Annotated in this window: 1 protein-coding gene; it reads left to right on the top strand. The window is 56.8% G+C overall.

What is annotated here, in order from left to right; all coding sequences use genetic code 11:
- The coding region (locus IZU87_RS17400) for an ISAs1 family transposase (protein WP_213115381.1) at nt 1-310 on the top strand (310 nt) is incomplete at its 5' end.
- Nucleotides 311-417: the final 107 nt, after the last annotated feature.

The raw sequence follows: 417 nt of genomic DNA, 5'->3' as shown, positions 1-417 counted from the left end.
AGAGTTTCAAGAGCTTAGCTACGAATGGCCGGGCTTGAAAACGGTAGGGGTGGTGATGAGTTTTCGCCAAGAGGGCGATGAGGCTCCTGAAGAGCCGATGATCCGCTACTACATTAGTTCAGCCGAGCTGACCGCCAAGAAGCTCGCCGAAGCAGCTCGGCAGCACTGGCATATTGAGGCCAAGCTCCACTGGTCTTTGGATGTGGCGCTTCGTGAAGATGCCTGCAAAATCCACCGCGGACAGGCGGCGGAAAACCTCGCCAGGGTCCGGCATATTGCGCTGAATTACCTGCCCCCAGTGTCAGGATGAGTGTCGCACCCTCTGATATCCTGTTCTTATAAACCGACAAGGGGGCGAAAGGAGACACTCATGCCTCGTTACTCCGAGGAGCGCCGGCAAGCCGTGGTGACCAAGCT

The sequence above is a fragment of the Cobetia sp. MC34 genome, assembly GCF_018340035.1.
Taxonomy (GTDB): domain Bacteria; phylum Pseudomonadota; class Gammaproteobacteria; order Pseudomonadales; family Halomonadaceae; genus Cobetia; species Cobetia amphilecti.
The sequence above is the reverse complement of the archived record's forward strand: the minus strand, read 5'-3'. Positions and strand labels throughout refer to the sequence as shown.